14 protein-coding genes are annotated in these 21243 nt (G+C 59.8%); 2 read left to right on the top strand and 12 right to left on the bottom strand.

From position 1 onward, the window contains the following. Position 1 precedes the first annotated feature (1 nt). The 10 genes from JDW18_RS08840 to JDW18_RS08795 form a co-directional block, all read right to left on the bottom strand. A complete protein-coding gene (locus JDW18_RS08840) occupies positions 2-583 on the bottom strand; it encodes a hypothetical protein (protein WP_218243261.1) in 582 nt (193 codons plus the stop codon). Further along, positions 576-1013, bottom strand: coding sequence for a hypothetical protein (locus JDW18_RS08835; RefSeq protein ID WP_246610381.1), 438 nt, complete (start codon positions 1011-1013; stop codon positions 576-578). Before JDW18_RS08835 ends, JDW18_RS08840 begins: the two co-directional genes overlap by 8 nt. A gap of 60 nt (positions 1014-1073) precedes the next feature. Continuing rightward, positions 1074-2081, bottom strand: a complete 1008-nt coding sequence (locus tag JDW18_RS08830) for a hypothetical protein (protein ID WP_218243260.1) — start codon at positions 2079-2081, stop codon at positions 1074-1076. 2 nt (positions 2082-2083) lie between these two features. Beyond that, on the bottom strand, positions 2084-3604 hold the full coding sequence (locus JDW18_RS08825; protein WP_218243259.1) for a hypothetical protein: 1521 nt from the start codon (positions 3602-3604) through the stop codon (positions 2084-2086). Between the two features lie 286 nt (positions 3605-3890). Continuing rightward, on the bottom strand, positions 3891-5519 hold the full coding sequence (locus JDW18_RS08820; protein WP_218243258.1) for a hypothetical protein: 1629 nt from the start codon (positions 5517-5519) through the stop codon (positions 3891-3893). A gap of 18 nt (positions 5520-5537) precedes the next feature. Then, on the bottom strand, positions 5538-6002 hold the full coding sequence (locus JDW18_RS08815; RefSeq protein WP_218243257.1) for a hypothetical protein: 465 nt from the start codon (positions 6000-6002) through the stop codon (positions 5538-5540). Positions 6003-6033: 31 nt separating this feature from the next. Beyond that, positions 6034-6456 (bottom strand): phage tail fiber protein, encoded by a 423-nt coding sequence (locus JDW18_RS08810; RefSeq protein WP_218243256.1) that lies wholly within the window; start codon positions 6454-6456, stop codon positions 6034-6036. Between the two features lie 10 nt (positions 6457-6466). Continuing rightward, entirely contained in the window at positions 6467-7624 is a 1158-nt protein-coding gene (locus tag JDW18_RS08805; RefSeq protein WP_218243255.1) for a hypothetical protein, read from the bottom strand. Beyond that, a complete protein-coding gene (locus JDW18_RS08800) occupies positions 7624-8091 on the bottom strand; it encodes a hypothetical protein (RefSeq protein ID WP_218243254.1) in 468 nt (155 codons plus the stop codon). Before JDW18_RS08800 ends, JDW18_RS08805 begins: the two co-directional genes overlap by 1 nt. Beyond that, on the bottom strand, positions 8088-8696 hold the full coding sequence (locus tag JDW18_RS08795) for a glycosyltransferase (RefSeq protein WP_218243253.1): 609 nt from the start codon (positions 8694-8696) through the stop codon (positions 8088-8090). The genes JDW18_RS08800 and JDW18_RS08795 overlap by 4 nt, the downstream gene beginning before the upstream one ends. Before the next feature lie 166 nt (positions 8697-8862). Here JDW18_RS08795 and JDW18_RS08790 point away from each other — a divergent pair, with 166 nt between their 5' ends. Further along, positions 8863-9315, top strand: a complete 453-nt coding sequence (locus tag JDW18_RS08790) for a hypothetical protein (protein WP_218243252.1) — start codon at positions 8863-8865, stop codon at positions 9313-9315. 93 nt (positions 9316-9408) lie between these two features. Continuing rightward, on the top strand, positions 9409-9723 hold the full coding sequence (locus tag JDW18_RS08785; RefSeq protein WP_218243251.1) for a hypothetical protein: 315 nt from the start codon (positions 9409-9411) through the stop codon (positions 9721-9723). Positions 9724-9898: 175 nt separating this feature from the next. On the opposite strand, the gene JDW18_RS08780 is transcribed toward JDW18_RS08785, so the two are convergent. Together JDW18_RS08780 and JDW18_RS08775 are read right to left on the bottom strand one after the other, a co-directional pair. Then, positions 9899-10333, bottom strand: coding sequence for a DUF3806 domain-containing protein (locus tag JDW18_RS08780; protein ID WP_218243250.1), 435 nt, complete (start codon positions 10331-10333; stop codon positions 9899-9901). A gap of 157 nt (positions 10334-10490) precedes the next feature. Continuing rightward, complete coding sequence (locus tag JDW18_RS08775) at positions 10491-21179, bottom strand: PLxRFG domain-containing protein (RefSeq protein ID WP_218243249.1); 10689 nt, start codon at positions 21177-21179, stop codon at positions 10491-10493. Between the last annotated feature and the right edge of the window lie 64 nt (positions 21180-21243).

The raw sequence follows: 21243 nt of genomic DNA, 5'->3' as shown, positions 1-21243 counted from the left end.
CTTACTCCAGTTCGATAGGGTCTTGAATATTGAGAAGAATGCGGGTCGCGCTCAGCGCCACGCCGATCAGAACGTCATAGCCAGACTCGGGCACCCGCTGGGTAAGACGCCCTTCCTGATCCAAGAAAATGCGCCCCTTGGGCTGCCACTGCCAGCTGCTGTCATCGATGTGGCCCATGCGCTGCACATTGATGGGATGGCCCGCACTGGCCGCGCTCACCGTCACACCCAGCAGCGCCAGCACATCACCCTCGACATTGGGATCTGCAGGCCAGACCGCGCCCGACAAGTCTTCAAAGACAGCCACCAGCGCGCTGATTGCAATCCCCGCCATACGCTGCAGCACCTGGCCACCTGCTGGGCCCGGGATGCCAGGCGGCCCTGGTGGCCCCTGCTGAGCGTCTGTCAGCAACACCAGCTCCTGCTGAGTCTCCAGCAGCGTATTGTCCTGGCCGGCCTCCAGCAGCACCTGCTCGGTCGGCACCTCCAAAATCTCGTCAGAGCCCTGTGGCTCCAGAAGCACCAGGGTTTCGACCTGCTCTTGCAGCAGCGATTCAGATTCGACTTTCAGTACATCAGGCATCAATCACCTCGCCTGGATATGGGAGAGGCAAGCCTGCGCCAACAATGCGGCCATCCACATCAATCACGATGCCGCGAGTAACTTCGCGCGAGACAACGACACTGCCCGCCATACGGCGAACAACAGTGCCATTTGGGAACTGTATTTCCAAGTCATACACCCCAGATTCCCAGTCAATAGCGGAAGTCGTAGCTGCATCAATGTGCAAACGGATTTCCCCCGTCGCCCCGCCAAGCAGAATGCAGCCATTTTCCGTAGTGAGCTGCAACAGCACATCGGGGCTATCTATGTCGGCGCGCACCTGAGCGCGGGCAGTGCAACCTGTCAGATCAACAGCTACTGCATTTCGAGAGGCACCCACCAACCAAGTAAATTTCTTGTTGAACGTGGCACCCTGGTCGATTTCAAGTTTGACTTTATGGGCAGGCATAGGCGGCAGTGTGTGCCGCCCTTTGCCCTGCGTCGAACCCTAGCGGGGTAGCGCCCACACCTACATCGAAATACCGGTAGTCATCGAATTGCCCACGGAGGCCCCAATACCGTTCAAGCTCGCGGCTGCTGCATCGCCCACCATCTTGACCTGAGCAAGCGCCGCTTGGGCGCGCAGTTGCGCCGTCTCCAGCTGGGCGCGCAAATTGGCCTCGCCCGCACGGCCTTTCAACTCAGCATCGGTAATGGACAGACGAATGAATGGCTCCAGCGCCGTGTTCTGCGCTTGATAGAGACTCACCAAAGTTCGGGCCGCATCATTTTTGAGGCTGGTCATATTGGAAGAAAGCTGCGCCGCCACTTGTGGCCCCAGCATGACCGTCTTCACATAGTCGCCCACGGAGTTGATGGCCTGGGCAAACTGATCCATCACCGTTTTGACAGCGAAACGGACGTTCTCCACTTCGGTTTCAAAGCTCTTGATGGCAATGTCCCGGCTCGCCTCGGCCAGCTTGTCGCGGCTGCCCTGGCGAATCAAAGCCGCCTCATGCAGCATGGCGCCCGGCGGCAGCGGCCAGCCCGAGCGGGCGTAACGCTCCTGCACAGAGGCCAAGTCACGCTCTGCCTCGCGCAAGACACGCACCCGCCCGCGCTCCCACAGCGCAGATTCCACCGACTCATTGATACCCGTGCCGCCTTGCGTGATCGCGCGATTGCACCATCCGAGCGCAGTCACCATCAGCGACATATCAGGGAAGGCAATGCCCATAATCTGCCTGAATGCCCCGTCAATCAGCGCAGACAGCTCCGAGTTCTTGGCATCGAAATAAGCCATGGCCGCATCTGGATCATCAAAACTCAAATCCTTCGGCACCTCGGCTGGGGTGAACGACTGATTCAAAGTAGGAGCCGTATAGTGGGGCGCCGTGCCTACGGTGGCTACGGTGTCTCGGCTGAAGCCAGAGGCATTGCGATACCACTCTTGGGCCATCTCCCATTTGGCATTGATGATCTGCGTCGTTTGCAGCGCTGGGCCTGTAACGCCGTCAGGCAATGTGACGATAGCCATGCTCAGATCCTCCTGTTGGATTCGTTGATGACAAAGCGCACTGAATCCACTTCAAAAGGCGCTCCATCGATATTGGAAAACGTGGGGGTCAGGTAAGTGCTGCGCAGGCCGCGCCCCAGGTCAAAACGCACCTCCCGCATGCTCTGGCCATGGCCGCGCGCGGGGTAGTCATAGGCAGCGGGCTGTCCATTCAGCAGAGCCTGCACGTTCAGGCTCATGGCTCCAGCCGCTGCGCCCAGGTAGCAATAGCTCGCTGTCTTGAGCTGCGGGCTGCCAAAGCCCTGCTGACCAAAGCCAAAGCTGGCATCAATCTGCTGGCCCGCATCGTCCTCCCCTTCCAGCAAAAACAAACCCTCTGAATTTGCGCCATAACACTTACCGCCAATACGCACGAAGCTATTAAATTCGTAGCTTTCATAGCGTGTTGTGGCCCCTGACAGGTTCATGCAGAAGACCTCATCCAGACCCGATAGCACCGTGATAGAGCCACCCAGCACCGCGCGCATAGGTGCCAGCGGTAACGTCACCTCCCCCACCGCAGCCATGCTGCCACCCAGCAGCAAGGAGCCGGAAACCGTCACATCACCCAGCGAAACCTCGGCATACGGCTCAACGAAGCCCGATGCATTCAGCCTCATTGCTTTGGTTGGGAGCGTGGCGATAGCCTGAATCGTTGCCTTGCTATTGAGGATCACACGGCCATTCCCGGCAGGAAGCTCATCAGCTGGCCAAGTTCGCGCAAAGACATAAGGCACAGGCAGCCTGAATTTCACGCGCCCAAAGTCTCGATCAGATCCTGCCAAAGCCGGGCTTGGCAAAGGTAGGTTGAGCTGGCCAACAGCCCCAACCAGCCCAAAAATCCCCGGCTGTAGTGATGGCAGGCTCAAGCTCAACAGAGCGAACGATGGCGCGGCAAGCGCTCCCGAACTCACAGTTGGACGCGGCTGCGCAAGTTTGAGCCTCAAAACTGCGCCCTCACCCTTACGGGCCGCCACCCTGCCTGGCGGGATTGTCAGCGTCAGCACACCCGTGATAGGAGTGGTGTCATCAAGCGGCGTAATCTGGTTGAGCTTGGGGTTAAAAATCTCATCGTCGCCCGAGTACAGGGCAGCCTGTAACCACAGCGGCTCATTGCCTGAGCTGGTATCCGCGCTGGTGTAGACAAGGCTGCCACCCATGTAATAGGTCACAACGCCTTCGCTGCGCGTCACATCAAACTCTGTCCCTTCTGAATAAGGGAAAGCAGGCGTCTTGAACTGGCCTCTCTCAAACACCCTGGCATAGCCACGGGATAGATAGAAGCCGAAGCGAATGCTCAGCCCGCTGTAGACCTGTGGATCTTCATGGACATTCAATCCACAGATCGCGCCAATGACCGACTCCCGAGCGTGGAAGGTAGCGTTTGCATCTCCCGTCACAAACATGATGGACCGGGCACCGCTGTCCCAGCCCAGCTTGTAATCCCACTTCGCAGGCACAGCCGCGCGTCCCTCCTGCCCAGGCACTGCGGAAATGCGGACCAAGACACTCTCCTGCCAACAGATGTAAGTCAGAGAGGTTTCACTCACCAGCGTCAGACCATTGACCGCTTTTTTATCGGGAACATAAATGGCCGTAACCTGCCCTGTGTGCGAGTCTGTCAAATACTCGTAGTGCCCAGGAACCAAGTGCTCCACGGTGGTCTTGTAGCCGCACACCTGACGCCTCTCCCAAACGTCGCGCGCGGGCTGGGGCGCAATGAAAGGCCTGCCCGGAACGGCTGGCGTATAGCTCTTGGTTTTGATCAGTGAATTTGCCACAGCTCATCCTTCATACATTGGGTGGGGCAAACCGGGTATCGCTCACCCAAGGCGCTCCGGGTGTGGCATTGGCCGGGGCTTCGCCATCACGAATTTTTTCCACGGTGGAAAACTCCAGCAGATAGGCGCGAGATTCGACCTTGACTGGTGGGCGAGCATTGGCTGACAGCGTGGCGCGAAACTTCCAGCTCTCCCCCAGGTCATCCGACTGGTACAGCACATATCCCCGGTCGTCCTCGTAGACAGGAATCACGATGGTGTCTTTGGAGATCGCCGCAGGCACGCCGACACACCAACCCGGCCATGGCATGGACGACTGCCATTGAATATTCACGCCGTCCGTCGTGAACAGGCAGCGCGGCGGGTTATCCCGATAGTCCTCAGCACCGAACGGGCGCACCACAAACAGGGCGCCGCCTTTGATGGGAATTCCACCCCAGCCCGCCATGTAGCCCACAGCCGCAGCCTCTGCCCCTGCCCAGTCGCTCACCGTTCCCCCTGAAGGTGTCACGCTATCCTCCAGCACCACCGTTTCAACGACCGTCCGGGCCACGAGATCAACCACGCCCATCTTGATCTTCGCGTTCACAGCCAGGCGAACCTCGGCGGTGTCAGTCACGTAAGGCACGGCCATCAGCACCACCGCCTGCTGGGCGTTCAGCGGCACAGTCATCGAAGAAAACCAGTTCACCGCGATATTGAAGGTGGTTGCATACCAAGTTTGCGAAGGCAGAGGCAGCACCGTGTCCACAAACTCCTTCAGGATCGGCGCGCTCTCCACAAGCTCCCAGTTCAGACCGCCATCCGCTGACAGATGGAACTCAATGCCTGGGCACTTGCTCACATCAATGGGATGCGGCACAGAAGACTGGCTGTATTCAGGGCGCATGTACTGGCCAACCCCGAAACGCCCCAGAGGACTGATGACGTTGCCCGCAAAGGACGTGGCCAGCTGGTACTCAACCGTCTTGATATTCCCCAGATACCGGGCGCTGCCAAAATCCACCACATAGAGAAATCCGTACTGGCCGTTGATGCAGTTCACCCCGTTCAACGCCGAATAGATCCACTGGTTTCTATCGCTCAGGCGCACCAGCGTCGGCTGCGACCAACCTATTTGTGTGGTGTATCGCTCCGTGCCCACGTAGGCCCGCATGGCCTTGATCGTGTAAACCGGGTTGTAGACAGTGCCGTTCTGAGACTGGTACTGCGTGACATCGAGCACATAGGCTGGCTGACCATTGAAGTCCGCCACATTCGCGTCATCGCCCTTCGCCCACACCATCTTGCTGTTGCTCGACTTGCCATTGCCGTAGTAGCGGATCGCTGCAGAAGTCCACTCCGTGATTTCACTGCGGTGCATGACCGAGCCACGGTCGCGGAAAGTCCCTCGGGCATCGCGGCTGGCCACCACGCGCACCTCGCCATCCATCATCGTGCCGGAACTCAGGTAAGCATCCAGATCCTGCGGCGGTGCAGGATCGACATACAGACGATCCCCCACCTTGCGGGACACAGACCCATCAAGGTTCTTGCGTTTCAGGGCCGGGCTGCCCAACGTGTCCAGAAAACGGGCCTGACGCGCACCCACGCCAGCGCCAGCTGCGCCCCGCTGGAATGGGAACTTTGAATAATCCATCCAGCCCTCTTCGCACGCTTAGAGGCTGGACGGCACTGTCGCGCTGGCCGCGTCAATGGTCAGAGGTGCACCGTTGACAATCGCCAAGCTGCTCAGGGCCAGATCGGCGCCAGGATCAGTCACCAGACCGACCTTGCCCTGAATACGCACAGCGGTGTTGCTCAAGGTGCCGTCATCGTCAGGCAACTCATAGCGGAAGAATGCAGGCGCACCAGAGGCAACAGCCGTGGCCGACCACACATCAGCAGGCGGCTTGGAAACAGAGCCATTTGTCGGGTCGCCCCATTTCAGGCCCGAGCCAGTATCGTTAAGGCTGTAGGTAGCCAGCAGGACTGCAGAACCCACCTCTGCATCAGCATCGGCAGGACGAGAGCCAGCGTAAACCTTAATCACGCAGCCATCCATGACAGATGATGCAGGTGGAGTGCCCAGCACAGCTGCAGCAGCGATATTGCGGTAACCGGTAGAAAATTGCAGCGCCATAAGTTGCTCCTTGATCGTGCTGAAATGCTTGTTAAGGGTTGGAGAGTGTCAGGCTGACAGGAACCTTGATTACGTCCCCTGCCCCATAGGTGCGGGGGGATGCCAAGCGCTGCAGGGCCAGCAGCTTGCCCACCGACGCGCCTTTACCGCCACTGGAAAGCAAGGCGAACATGCGAACGGTCTTGGTCGCGGTCATCGTGAACTGAGCCACATTGCCCTGATTGCTGGTCGCGCCGCCAGCAGGGGCCAGTTCCACGAATTCAGGGCGAGTGCCTTCTGAATATGCTGTAATTTCAGTAGCACGCACACTAATGTTGGCGGCAGTATCGTCCTCTTTTGGCTCATAGTCGCCTTCATACAGAGCGATAAACCACTTGCCAACCTGCACACCGCCATGCACTCCAACATCCAGCAGGTAATCACGCCCCTCGGCGGGGAAAAACAGGGAACTCATAGCGATCCTTTCAAATAGGTTCAACGTCAAAACGGGCTGTCACCACATGCCGGTCGCCGCCCTGCTCCCGCACCAGCGTCGCGCCCGAGCGCGCTGCGCCAAAAATCAGTGCCTCGTCCTGCGGAACTGCCACCTGGCCGCCGGGCTTGGCCACCACCAGCCCCTGCGGGCCTTGCCAATAGGCGGTCTGCTCATGCGGATCAAAGGCCGCAGAGCCACACAAAGCGCCGTAGGGCAGCACCACCGTGGGTGCTGATGCCAGCGGATCGCCAGGAATCCAATAAGTCTTGTCCGCGCACACATACAGACCGTCTTCGCACGGCTGCACCACCGTGATTTCTGAGGGGAACGGGATAAAGGCACGCCCCAGATTCAGCAGACCATAGCGGTACGGCTCGCTCAGATAAAGCAAAGTGCCCCGCGCCGCCAGCAATGACCCCCGGTAATGGGCAATCTGATGGCCGGGGGGCATGGCCGCCAGCATGAAGGTGTTGCAGACAGCGCCTGTATTGCCAAGGCTCAGGTAGTCGCCGCTGGCCACCTCGTTGAAAATCTCTCCATTGGGGCCGGTCGCATACGCCAGGGTGTCCGGGGTCATCCCCTGAAACGCAATCCCGCCGCCATCCGGCAGATTCAGCGCCACAGGCTCCGTACTGGGCGACTCGCCATCAGCTCCCAGTGCCGTAAAGCACACCTGATAGCGCCCCGCTGGCAGGCTGCCCACCACGGGCACCGCCACCGGTGCTGGGTTGGGTTTATTGGTGACCAAGGCCCGGCTCACAGCGCCAGCCATTCGCCCAATGCGCAGACCATTCGACCAATACACCATGCCGTCTGGCAGCCGCGCATAGCTCACGCGCGCATTGCCAACATCCGGCACCACTACGGCGGCGGCCATGGTGCGAGCGTCCAGCTTTACCAGATGGCCATCACGCACCGCATAGGCATCAGCCTCATCAGCCCACAGCGAATGAAAATAGCCAGCCTGAACCGCCTGAAAACCCTGGCGACTCTTGAGCAAACCGCCCTCAGTCAAATCAATGTTGTTGGCCACCTGCAGCCATGAGGCCTTGCTACGATTGGGCTGCGTCACCTCCATGCGCGTCGGCGGCAGGCGATTGTTCAGGCCCAGAATCGCGCCCATGGAAACCGTTTTACCCGTGGCCATCAGCGTTCCTCCCGTGCGCCCTGAAACGCTGTCCAGAAAGCAGGCACCTCTGGAGCGCCACCCTCGGCGTAATAGGAAAGCACGGCGTATGCATCGTTTGGAGATGCCACCAGCACCAGCTTGTTGGCACAGCTCACCCCATTGACGAAGCCCGTGATCTCATAGACCCCGAAAGCCGTGTTCCACTCGTTCTCGCGGAAGAAATCCAGCGGGCTCCCCCAGGCAACCCCCTTGGGGTCACCCTCGATTGGAATCGGCAGTGTTTGCGGCTGCCCACCGTCTGACGGGATCAGAGTGATGGACATTTCGAGCGTCACGCCCGGTGGCAACTCCCCATTAGGGACAACGCCATACACCCATGAACCGCCGAAGTCTTCAAACGTGCCCCGGTTCTCTACCGCCAATGGGAAGTTTCCGGGGTAATCGGCCCAACTCGGGGAACCCCAACCCAGGTGATACTCGCTCATGGCAATGCCCTCTGCTGGTTGACCCAGCGGCTGGAAAATGCCTGAGCCGCAAGAGTGCGCGGGTCGCGGCTAAAGCCTGAAGGCCCACGGTTCCAGATATAGCCAATGCGGTGCACATAGGCAGCACCAGAGCGGCCCAGCACCCAATACAGCATGTGCTCCGTCCAGAAATTGCCGCGCGGCAGGCCAGCCGCCGCGCTCTGGGCCTTGCCGGTGTCCATCACCGCCAGGTGGTGCACCAGCATCGGTGTGCGGGCATGCAACTCGCTGCTGTACTGCGGGCTGGAGCTTTCATACTCATAGCGCTCTGGCAGCTTGCCCGGCTGGTAGACCCTCACCAACTCCTTGGTAAACGCCAGTGCCGCGCCCTGCGCCTGCATCTTGGCCACGCACTCACCCAGAACCGACAGATAGTCATCGGGCAGCGAATCGTCGTCATCGAGGAAGAAGCAGTAAGGTGTCTGCACCTTGGCCAGAGCATCCAGCCGCGCGGCATGCAGCTCGGTGGGCGAGCGCAGAACCTGCTTGCAGCCCTGCACCCGCACGCCGGGCAGCGCCAGCGTGACAGGCTTTGCAGACAGAACGATGGCCGTGAAAAGAGACATGGCCGCAAGTGTTGCGCGGCCATCGGATGGAGTCGAACCCTAGCGGGGTGCGCCCCAATGCAACTAAGATGAATAACTCAGATCGGCCATAAACGGGCTTTCAATCCTTTTCGAAAATCAGATATGAAACTATCATTTTTTAGCTACTTAGTCCGTTAAGCCTCAAATGTCCATCGAGTCAACCATTTCAGAAATACACAAGCTCCATAGCCAGGGTCAGGATAAGTACACCTACTTCTTGCTAGCAGCTGCCGGTGCGGCGATAGGGTTTGCTGTGCAGAAGACTGATGGACTCCCTCTTTCGTGGTGGCTCTTGCCCGTTGGCATTGCCACTCTCTGCTGGGCGGCGAGCTTCTACTGCGGGTGCAGAACCCTTGATCGTGTTTCTGCCTCGATGTCCGCCAACTACAACTTGCTTCAACTAAAGCAAGGCAGTCACCCCAACCAACCTCCTCACCCTCAAATAACTGAAGTTGCGCTTCGAGAAGTCCTTTCTGCATTTGAGCGCAATATTCAGAGCGCACTTAAGTTTGCTATCTGGCAGTTTCGTCTGCTCATCGCAGGTTCAATATTGTTCGTTTCGTGGCGAATCCTCGAAATGATCAGAATCACGCTGTGAGGCCTATCCCTTCCGTCATGGGCCTATTACGTCAAGGCCCATGTAGTCCCATATATCTAGCGTTCAGCACTCCAAATACAAATCAGCGCAAGTATGTTTGAAGTCACTTTTGTTCTAAATATTTTTGATGCCGAAGTAGCACGCTCGGATGTACGATTTGCGGTCTTACAGAGGCAAAGCACTTTGCCTTTTGTGCCTGTGGTAGGGCATAGTATTTCTTGGGAACGTGATCCAAGCCGAAAGCTCACATCGGTCACATGGAACGTTCATGAATCCGTCTTCATTTGCAAAGTAGCGGATGAATTTCCAGACAATATTTCACTTGATGGCATGGACTTCGAGGAACTAGTTGAACATACCCAGTCCCGTGGATGGGAGCTTATTCGAATTTTTGAAAGGCAACCATGAACAACTCTGCATCAACTTCTCCCTAACTGGAAGTTCAGCGTATGCCAATGTATTCCCATGACGGTCGTCACTTCGTGCAGACGCTATCGAATGACCGCATTGGGTCGGCTTAAGCCTGTTTCCACTGCAAAAAGCAGTCGTTGAGATTCGGCTCCATTGTGCTCGTAGCCATCAATCAACGATGGCCCGATCCATCTACGCCACCATCAATAATTTCCCGAAGCTGTGAACGTAAGCCATCGTAGAGTTCAGGAATATTGATCTCCTCACCTCGTTCAACTCTCTTGAGAAGCATGTCTTGCGGGTGAAACGTCAAAGTTGACTGTAGGTAACGAATAGCTGGATCGCGTCCATATTCGTCATTGATCATCCACCAGTCGTAACCAGATTCGGTGTTGACGAAAACTTTTCCAAACGCCAAGCCAAGTGAACGAATCGTGTACTCCGCCTCTGGGTCTATGACACCGGAATCAAGTGCTCGCTGAATAAGCACAAGATCGGCCTTTGACCCATCGAGTTCAGAATGAAGAATTTCAGAAACCGTTTGCTGGGCATGAATCAGCGATAAGGCGATCTGCCTGAGGTCATCTTGTGTTGGCGCTTCAATCATCGGCGTTCTCACCTGTGATATTTGACGTGGATGGCAGTCATCAATTCGCTGACTATTCTGTCACACCTGACCAGAATAGCAGTGAACACTGATGCGGCCTTTTGAACGACCGCTCAGGGTCGATAGCGCCAATTCGTGCTATCGCTCTGTTCTCCAATCACCCTAGCGATCGCACCTGTTCCCGCATCTGCTCCCTAAGAGCCTTCGGCGCCGTATCAGCAATGCGCGCGCTGCGGTCCTTGCCCATCTCGCGTACCTTCTTCCACACATCGGGCATCTTCACCACGATGGGCTGCTCTGGGTTATTGCGGTTCCAGTCGGCCAGGCGCTCGCGCACATCGGCCAAGGCCGCTTCATCCTTGCGGAACAGTGCGTCAGCCCATTGCGCCTTGATTTCCGAGCTGGTCTGCGTGTACAACGACTTGGTGCGCAGCATGAAGCTATTGGCCTCCTGCACCTCGGCCACAGGCTTGGGCTGAAAGCCAACGGCTTTCATCGCGGCTTCAGCCAACGTGGTGTCGATCACCTTGTAGCCCTTGCTGTCGCGGTACATGCCAGTAGCTGCCATGTCAGCACCCTTGGCCAGATTGCGCACCGCCGTGGGCGATACTTCCAGCGCCGCGCCGGCCACATCGCCGCCCAGCAGCTTGCGCGCACCGGTAAAGCCGCGGCTCACCAAATCACCGGCAGGCCCCACCATCTCCATCAGATCCCGCTCACGGTTGGGCTTGGTCAGGAACAGGCCGGTACCGGGCAGCAGGTTGCCCATGCCCAGGCGGCCAGACACATCGACTGGCGCGCCAGGCAGGCCCGACAAGCCCTGCTCCATGAAATCGCCCAACTCTTTACCCACCACGCTGGCCAGTGCCTCCTTGCGCCACTGTTTGGCACTGATGTTGTAGCCCATCAGCTGTCCGGCTCCGTCAATCAGATCCTCGGCGTCCTCCATGAAGGGCACGCCACCGGCGCCACTCATCAGCAGCAGCATGGCCAGGGCCCAGCCCACCGCGCGCTTGCCTTCTGGGCCGCCCTGGGTCCACATGCGATTCATCAGCTCCAGATAGCTGACCGAATAGGTCTTGAAGGTGAACAGCGTGCCGCCCACCGCCCCACGGGCCCAGCGCGGCTTGTTAGCCTTGCTGTACTGGAACTGGGTTTCGATCACGGCATTGCGCGCGAACTCGCCGGGGTTGGCAATGCCCTGCTCCTTTGCCGTCCGGTAGGCCGCAATAAAGGTAGAACGGCGGTTGAACTGTTCGGCCAGCGCGAAAGGTTGCCCCCACAGCACCTTGCCCTGCTCCCACTTGTTGGCCAGCTTGGCGCGCAGGTCACCCGCCTTCGTGCCATCGCCCGATCGCAGCATGCCCGCGCCGCGCGCCTGGGCCATCAGTTGGTGGATTTCCTGCGGGCTCACCACGCCATCATCTTCAGCAGACTGCAATGCCTTGGCCAAGTCCTCTTCGTACTGGTGGCCCTTGGTCGCCATGTCCTTGAGTGCACGGGCCAGCTGCGCGCCGGCCTTCTTCATGCCGCCGTACTGGCTTAGCCAAGGCAGCGTCACGGCAAACGGCTGCGTGGTGTTCACAAAAGCCGAAGCGATCGAGCCACCCAAGTACTGGGCAAACAGCATGCCGCGCACGGCCTGGCCTTCTTCCTGTGGGTCGCGGATATAGCTGCGCAGGCCCATAGCCAGATCCTTCAGCTCGCCCTGTTCCTTGGGAATCGCGCCAATGGCCTTGTCCATCTTGCCCGCGTTCAGGCCCATGGCCCCAGCGCGCGCATTGCTGTACACAAAGTTGGCCACCACACGCCCAACATCCTCACTGAAACCGGCCATGCCCTTGCGGTGAATCAGCCGCTTCATGGCGCTGTGGTTGTTCTTGGTCAGCTTCAGGAACTCCTGAAACGCCTTGTCCTGGGCTTCATTGCCCTCGGCCTTCAGGCCCAGCATCTCCCCGAACTGCTCCAGAGTCTCAGGCGTCACACCGGCAAACAGCTTGTAGGCCTCGGCACTCATGGTGCCCTGGGTGATGGTCGCGCCCTTGAACTCAGAGGCTAGTTGCATCTTGGCCAGGTTGGACTCGCGCTGGCTCTCATACATGCCAAAGTATTGGCGCTCGCCGTTAGCGTCCACTACGTCCACCGTATAGCGGCCAAAGCGCGACAGCGGGGCATAGCCCTTGGCCTGCAGTTCTGCGGCCGTTTCCATGCGGTTCTTGATCTGCTGCATGTACACCCCCAGGCGGTCTGCCGCGTCTGGGTTGGCCTTAGCATCGTCCTGCAGCGTATCCAGCAGCAGCTGGGCTGCAGACTCCACGGAGGGCTGCGCCAGCACCACCTCGCGCAAGCCTGCATAGTCCTCACCCACCACGCGCAGCATGTCAGTGCGTGCCGTCACGTCAATAGAGCGGTCAATGGCCGCGCGAGATTCGCGGTACAGGCTGATCTGGTTGTCCGTCGCGCCGAACTGAGATTTAAGCTCAGAATCAGTCCAGACAATACCGGGCTTGAGCATCTTGCTCTCAAAACGAGAGTTAATCAGCTTCTCAAACTGCTCCACGGGCAGGCCTTGCCACATCGCCAGCAGCCCAGAGTCGATCTTTCCATGCTTGAGAAGCATGGCAGCCTTGTTGTGCACGCTCAGGGTTTCATAGCGCTTTTGCAGGTCTTCCACTAGCACCGCCTTTCCGTTCTCGTCGCGCGCCCAGATCAGCGTGCCCTCAAACAGCGGCTTGGCAATGGCCTTGTTGTCCTCTGCAGAAACTGGCTTCTTCTTGAGGTCAGACAGTGTTTCCACCCGGGGCAGAATGCGCGGCGCCATGTCGGCCGCGTCGTTGGCCAGCATCGACACGTCATCAATGAAGCGCTGCGCGGCCTCAAACACCGGCTTGAACTGCGGCACGCGCTCGGCCAGGTGGCGCATGGTGCCCACGGACTTGTCCCACAGCGATACCTTGCCCTCATGGGAGAAGGTCTGGCTCAGCTGGTCCAGGGCGCTGTCCTTGAGGTCCATGAAGCGGGAGCGGCTGAACATCGGCTCATCCGTAGCGCTGTCGCCACTCGCCGCATTGCGCTGTTCCAAACCTTCGACTAGACTCATTAATGCCCCCGCAGAGCGGATGGAAGTCAGGTCTTGGCCATCGGCCTTGGCAGATGCGTCCACCCACTGAGCTGCGGGGGTTTTTTCGTTGAACTCCACAGTTTCGACCGTATAGAGCGGATTACCGTGATTGGTATCTGCAGTTTCCTTAACGGTCAGCTTAGCCAGCAGCATGCGGCCGTCCACTTCAATCGGGGCAAAAAACCGGTGCACCGCATTGATGTTGGAATTGCTGTCCCGGTCTTCCTTACTCCATCCAAACATCGCGGCTTCATAGAGTCGGTCCACATTGGCAACAGCCATGGACTGGTCCCGCGCATTTGTTGACTGCTCCACCGCCTTGCGGCTCAGCATCTTGTCCAGAGTATTGCGGGATACACGGGCTTCCAGTCCGGTTTGCTTATTGCGCAACGTCTTGCCTTGAAACTCCTTTGCGGCCTCGCGCGCTTCGGTGAAGTTGGTAGCGATGCGTAGCTCGGGCGCAGCTTCGCGGCTGAAAGTTGCGTCAGCCTTGCTTCCTCCATCGGGACCACCCCGCTCCACCCAGGCCCGCGCCGGCAGGATGTAGTTACGGATCAGCTCCGCATCGGTCAGGGCCAGCGACTTGAAGCCCGGCACATGGGTGCGCAGCCAGGTGCGGATCGCAGCCACAGCACGGCGCACAAAGCCAAGCTCCGGCGTGTTCTGCGCCATCTCGGCCAGAACTTCCTCAGCGGCCGTGCGGCGATCCAGATGGTTGACGCGGCGCAGACCGTATTCCGTGATCTTCGCGTCCACCTCCGCTTTGCGCATGGCGGCCACCTGATTCAGGATCAGCCCCAAGTCCTTGCCGAACAGACCACGCAAGCCATGGTGACCCAAGGCCTCATGAAACAACACGCGCGCTGCATCGTTGGGCGTCTTGAGCTTGGACGCCATCAGATACACCTTGCCCTGGTAATAGAAGCCTTCCGGCGCGCCACGGGCACCGCCGCTGCGCTGCTTCAAGTCCGCACGGCGGGCGCTCTCGGGCACCACCGGGTCTTGCATGTCAAAGGCCACGATCACCTCGGGACCATTGCCCCAAGCCTGGCGGATGGCATCCGCCGTACCTGTCACGGCGCGCACGGCCTCTGCGCGGGCGGCCGGCGAAAAGCTGGGGCGCACATTCATGGCCGGTGCTCCAGAAGCCGCGGCGCTGGCTGGCTGACCCTCGTTCATGATCTGCAGGAAGCTGGCCACATCAAAGTCCGCGCCCGTCGCTGTGTCTGCCGCTTCGCGACGGAAGCTGGGGGCGTCCATGCCATCGGTCACCATGTCAGCTTTCGGCTTATCGATCACCACCATGCGGGCTGCCACGCCAGTATTCACTGGCAAGCTCGTGTCCATGAAAGAGCCATCGGGCAGCTTTTCATGGGTGGCGCCGCGCTCATCGAGCCACTCGCGGAAGGCCTCGGCGCGCTTGTTGGACTGGAAGAAAGCACCCTCACCCATGATGGCCACGATGCGGCCACCGGGGCGCAGCAGGTTATAGGCATGCTGAACATGCTGAATGTCGCGCCCGTCCGAGAAAGGCGGGTTCATGATGATGCGGTCATAGCCTGACCATGCGCCGTTCTGGGCCACGCCCACCAGCTCGCTGCGGTCGTACAGGCCCAGACGGTTGCCTTCGGAATCTTCCAGAGCCACGCGCTGGCTACCCAGGCCACCGGCACCGCGCATCACGCCCTCCACGCCATCGGGGGCCCGGAAAGTGTCGCCAAAGGTGAAGAAGCCGCGCGGCTCCATCTGGGTGAAGTCATTGACCTCGGCCAACTGGTAACCCTTGGCTTCCAGCAACTCGCGGCGGGCAGGCGACAGCTCCACCACATCCGGCCACACACCCGACTCGGCCACGATGGCATCCGCAATATGGCCCATGCCGGCGGATGGCTCCAGCACCGCCATGCCCTCGGCAATCTCGGCCGCGTCCAGCATGCTCTGCACCACGGCCGGGCTGGTCGGGAAGAAGTCCAGCCCGTCATTGGCGCGGCCCACCATGGCGAGCTCCAGCTCCTTGATCCGGTCAGGCGTGGCCATCTCCTGCTGCAGCGATGCCAACTCGCGCAGAGCCGAGCGGAACTCGGCGCGCGTCAGAATGCCCATGCGCTGCAGGCGATGGCGGTTTTCGTAGGCATTCTCCAGCTGCCAGGGCAAGGCCAGCGCCTTGGAGCCTTTGCGCTTACCCAGCTTCATCAGGTCTTCAATGAACTCGGCGCCAATGCTGATGCGCTTGTCCCCGTCACCCTGCCACAGCCCCTGCTGCATGGCCTCGCTGGGCGAGAGAATCACCCGGTTCTGGCCGCGCTTGATGGGCAGCACCACGGCCTTGCCCACCAGTCCGCTGCGCTTGATGGCGCGCTCTGCATCGTCCTTGCTGGCGAACTCGGCAAAGCCGCCCTGCAGCTTGTTGCCAAAGTGGCTCACGCGCAGCAGGTTCTCCTTGGCCCAGTCGGTATAGGCCTCGGTCACATCGTCGGCCGTGCGGGCCAGGGTGGCACCCAGCTTCTTGCCACCGTCCAGCGCCAGCAGCTGACGCGCCAGGCTGGCCCAGTCGCTGCGGTACATCTCATAGGTGGGGAAGGCGGCAAAGTCCACGGTTTCTGAGTCCATGGGCTCGCCCTGGCGCTTCATGCGCTCGCCATAGTCCGGGTACTTGGCCTGCAGCTGGTTGCTTTTGGCCGTGCGCAGTTGGCCCATCAGGTACTCCACCTGCACCCGCTGGCGCACGCCGTCGAGGAACTGAGTGGTACCAGTATCAATGGCCTGCGCAATATTGCGCATGGTGCCGGCCAGTGCCTGCTGCGTGCGGGCGGCCGCATCGGCAGACGCTGCAAAGCGGGCACGGCGGGCGGTATTCACCTTGCGGTCTGCCCCCAATGCCTCGCTGGCGCGCTCCTCCAGCGCCTCGGCCATAGTGCGCAGGCGCTCTGCCGCGCTCTGGCTCTTGTCATCGTCAAAGGCATCGCGGCGCTGGTTGGCCAGATCCTGAGCCTGTGCGGTATCGCCGCCCACCAGCTTCTGGAAAGCCTCGGCCGCCTCACGGGTGCGGAACTGAAAACCCGGTACCGCGCCATTGCCCCGGTAGCTGCTGTAGCTGCCGCCCAGTCGCTTGGCGCTGCTGTTCAAGGTGTCGTAAGCGTCGCGCTCCACACGCTCGGCCAGCTTCACCACAAACAGGTCATGCCCGTGCTTGGTGTGCTTGGTGGCAATCACTTCACCGGCCGTGGTGTCGCCGGCGCTGGCCACGCTCACCAGGGCGCGGCGCTTGGCAGCCTCGCGGCCATCTTTGCTCTGGGCTGCCTCCAGCGCGTCATACTGCTGGCGCTGCTCGGGGCTCAGACGCAAATAGGCCTGATTCATGGTTTCGCCGCGATCCATCCAGTGGCGCATGAAGCCGCGGAAGTCCTGCAGGCTCTTGGGGTTAGCCAGTGCTTCTGCGGCTGCATCCCGCTGGGCCTTGAACTCGTCGCGCGCGGCCTTGATTTCTGCGGCGCGGGCGGCCAGATCCTCTGCCGTGGTGTTGGCCACCATCTCGCGCAGTGCCTGGGCCTTGTCGGCCTTGTTCTTGGCAATGGAAGCAGCCGACAGGAAATAGCTGGTTGGCCCATAGCTGCGCCCCAGTGCATAGGTGTCCAGCATCTTCTGGTAGGCCGCCAACACAATGGCGTCCTTCTTATCGTCCTTCATGCGGTAGGTAAACGCTGGGCCACCGGCGCGCAGCAGCTTTTCCTTGGTCAGCTTGCTCAACTCGGCCACCACCGCTTCCTGATTGGCCTCCAGCTCTGCAAAGGCGCTTTGGTAGTCGGCCAGCACCAGCGTGCCCGTACTGATCCCGTCCTCGATGGCGTTATGGCGGTCAAGGTGCGTAGCTGGCGCTGGTGCCTGTGCTGGGGCTGGCTTTTCGGCCTTAGCAGACGCGGCCGCACGAATCGCGCCCGCACCCTTGGTCAGTTCGGGATTCTCGGCGCGTACCTCATCGACCAGCGCACGAATACGGGCCTTGGCCTGATCCAGTGTTTCGCCCTTGTCCTTGAGCACTTCCACCAGATTCAGCTTGTCATCGGTCACAGGCGAGCCATCCACCATCTTGAAGGTCAGGCTACTGGGATAGCCGTCACGGTCATAGCTGACTTTGGTGATGATGACGTTCTTGCCATAAGGCATGTTGTCGCCACTCTTGAAGCCCATGAACTTGAGCAGCGTGGCCTTGAGGTCTGCCGCCTTCTTGTCGGCCTTTTCCTGAATCCGGGCTGCTGCTGCCGCCTGATCAGCCTTTACCTGCTCGGGAGTGCGCGCTGCCAGAACCGCCTTGCTCACGCGGTCTACGTTATCGCCCACCCAGGCGTTAAAGCGCTCCATTGCTTTGTCCAGAGCGCTATTGCGAGCATTGGCCTGCTTGCTGTTGAGGTTGCCGCGCCCCGCCACAAATCCGCTGTAAGTGCCTGCTCGCACATTCATCAAGGAGCGGTACTGCTGCAGGTAATCGGCGCGTAGTTGCTCCACGGCCGCGCTCATGGCCTCGCGCTGGGTATCAGTCTCAGCCAGTCCATCGCCTGCCGCCTCGGCCTCCTTCATGAATTTGTCAAAGGCCTGCTTGTCACCCTCGGCGCGTGTGCGGCCAGTGTGAGAGATACCGCTGTAGCTCTGCACCGCTTCGGACACTGGGAAGTCATTTGCGGCTGCTGGCTCTGGTTGCGTCAAAACGGCACGAATATCCGCTGCCGTGAAGTCGTCGCCCAGCTTGTACGTGACAGCGCCAACTTGTGCCTCGGTCAGGCCAAGAGGGCGCAGGCGCTCAATCAGCGTTGCTTTATCAATCGCTCCATCCACGTGCTCTCGCACAGCAGCGATGGCGGGGCCAATTTTGTCGGCGTCCTTGCCTTTATATGGAGCTGGCGTCGTGCTTGCATCGGCATTAGCACTTGGCGAAGCCTTCACTGCTTCCAGAGCCTTCTCCACGGGTGCATCCAGCACAATGGCCTTGACCTGCTTGCCTTCCTCGGCTGCAGCAAGTGCAGGAGCGAGCTTTCGCTTTTTCAGCTCATCCCATCGCCTTTCCTGCTCCTTCCAAGCGGCCAAAGATGCCTTTTTCGCCCCTCTGATGCCCGCCCGCATGTCTTTATAGATCTTTTCTCGGTAGTCGCTCAGTTCTTCGCTCGACATCAATTGAATATCGTTAGTCCCTGGGACGGCAGCACGGCCACCTGTGGGCACTAGGTCATGCCGCCATTGCCGGCGCTGCTCAATTTCCTCTGCCATGTTTTCCGCGTCGGTGCGGCTTTCAGGAATGACAAGATTGAATCGGTTGGCGGCTTGCCGCACAAATTGCTCGCGCTGCTCGGTAGTCATGTGCGCAGGGAATTTCACCTTTTGCGCAATTTGTTTAATGCCGATCCCAGTTTCAATTCCAAACTCGACCTGCTCAAGCATCTTTTTGGCAAATACCAGACGCTCTGGCGTCCATTCAAATCCGTTACCGCTGGCACGATTTACCCCAGAATTAGGGCTTCGGGCGCTAATGGACTGTGTTGCAGATGCTCCATTTTCAATAGCTGCAGGCCTATTGTTTTCCTGCACTACCGTGGAATTCTGTGTATCTATCGCGTCAGCCAACTGGCCGCGCATCTTCTCCGACAAGTCCGCCCAAGCCTTCTTGTGCACATTCGCCTTGGCCACGGCATTCAAGCCCTTGGCACCCTTTGCCAGAGACTGTCGCTCTGCTGCCGGCATGCGCGTCCAGCGCTCCGAAGCATCCAGCAAGCGCTGGCGCGCCTGCTCGCGCTGAGTGTTGCCTTCCTGGGCAATGGTTTGAGCAGCACTTACCCCGCTGGCTGCTGATTCGACTGCTTGCGCTTGTCCTGCTTGCGCTGGTTGCGCGCTGCCTTGCTTGGCTTCAGGGGTTTGATTGCCATGGGTTATTGCTCCTGATTCAATAGCTTCCAGAGGTTTCTGTGCAAGCAGCTGCAGCGCTTTTTCCAGCTTTTTCGTGCGCATGTGGCTGGGGCCGTAATGGGCAATGGCCTGCTGCAGCTCCTGCTCGTTCATCTCGGGAACTGGCTTGGCCAGAATCTGATGAATTCCGCTCAGCTCTGCCGGTGCTGGAGCGCCAGTCATTGAAGCGCCCGACTTCTGGCCAGCTGCAGCCTGCACCTCCAGCTTCGTCAGCTGGGTTTGCAGCGCATTGCGCTGGGCCACCATATCCTTGCTCCAGCCCTGAGCCGCGCCCTGCTGCTGCATGAAGGCGATACGGCCCTTGATCTCGTCCATCTGCGCCTGCAGACTGATTTCACCGGTGTCCGGGTCCACGCCTTCAGGTGCCTGTGGCACGGCCTGCTGCTGCACAGGCGCATGTTCTGCCGCTGGCGGGACGGTCTGCTGCGCAACGGGCGATGCGCCAGAATCCACTGCCAACACCGCAGCCTTGGACAGCGCGCCAGCGTTTGGGTCCAACCCCATACTCTGACTGGGTGTCTGCTCATCCAGCAAGGCATCGACACGGCCCGTATCCAGTTGCGGCGCTGGCGTTACACCTTGGGTTGCCAGCGTAGCATCGTCTAGAACCGGTTCCTGCTTGATATTCAGACCATCCATAAAGGCCTGGCGCTGCGCCACGGCATCGGGTGTCGGACCTACATTGCCTTGACCATCGGCATACAGCGTTGTAGCTTGGCTGGAATCGATACCAGCGCCCTGCTGATCTGCAGGCGCATCTGCCAAATTGCTCTCGGCACTCGCGTCTTGAACCTGTGCTTGAGCTGCATCCCAGCCTCGAACCCACTGCGCTTTGCCAACCACGCTTTTGATTGACTCCGGAGGCTTGCGCGCCTCACCCGCAGCAAAGGCGGCCGCACCGTCACCTTGTCGCTGGGTAGCTCCTTTGTGTGCGACTCCCTCCATCGCACCAAACCCTCCACCCATCGGTGCGGATGCCAGCCCCTCCAGCGCCGCCTGACCGGCAACCCCTTGCCAGGTCGGTACATCAAAGCCTTCAGCCTGCAGAGCCTTGTTGGCCGCATGCCGCTCCTGCCCGCCCTGCAGCATTTCCATTGGCGCTTCTTTTGCAGCACCAGTTGCAGCGGCGCGCAGCACGCCAGGGGCTGCCTTTTCTACAGCCTCACTGGCCAAACGCTGTCCAACCACTCGCCGCACCGCGCTCTCCGCACCGGTGCCGCCAGCTATCGCACCCAGCGCGCCGCCCAAGGCAATACTCCCAGCATTGGGGCCTGAATAAGCTTGGGCATCGTCCGCACGCTTACTGGCATCCGCTTCGCTCGCACCTGCCTCCAGGTGCTTTTGTTTGACGCTCTCGTGGATCTGCCCCTTGATACCGCCCACACCCTGCGCTGCAGCTAACCCCATCTGGGCTGCGCGCACAACAATGGCGGGAACCGCAGCCCCCCCAGAAAGAGCGCCAACGACCAGAGGGGCGGCAGAAGTACCCAAGGCATTGAGCGTTGTGTCCAGCGGTGCGTCAGCAAAGCTGCCGGCATAAGCCTTCACCTCTTCCCAGGTGCTGCCGGAATCCTCTGCGGCTTTGATCTTGGCCGCGCGCTCTTGCTTCTGGGCTTTGGCGTAGGGAGAAGAAAGATCGGTCAGTGCATCCGTAGCTTTACCCAGCGCACGTGAAGCTGTGTTGTCAGCGCCAGCCACATCCGTGAACATCTTGACGCCCTGGGCGATGCCCGAGCCCAAGGCAATAGCAGAGTCCCCTGCGCTACGGAGCAATCCGGGCGCTTGTGACTCTGGAACGACCTCTTTAGACCCAGCCTTCCACCAACCGTCAGCATGC

The sequence above is a fragment of the Comamonas fluminis genome, assembly GCF_019186805.1.
Lineage (GTDB): Bacteria > Pseudomonadota > Gammaproteobacteria > Burkholderiales > Burkholderiaceae_C > Comamonas > Comamonas fluminis.
The sequence above is the reverse complement of the archived record's forward strand: the minus strand, read 5'-3'. Positions and strand labels throughout refer to the sequence as shown.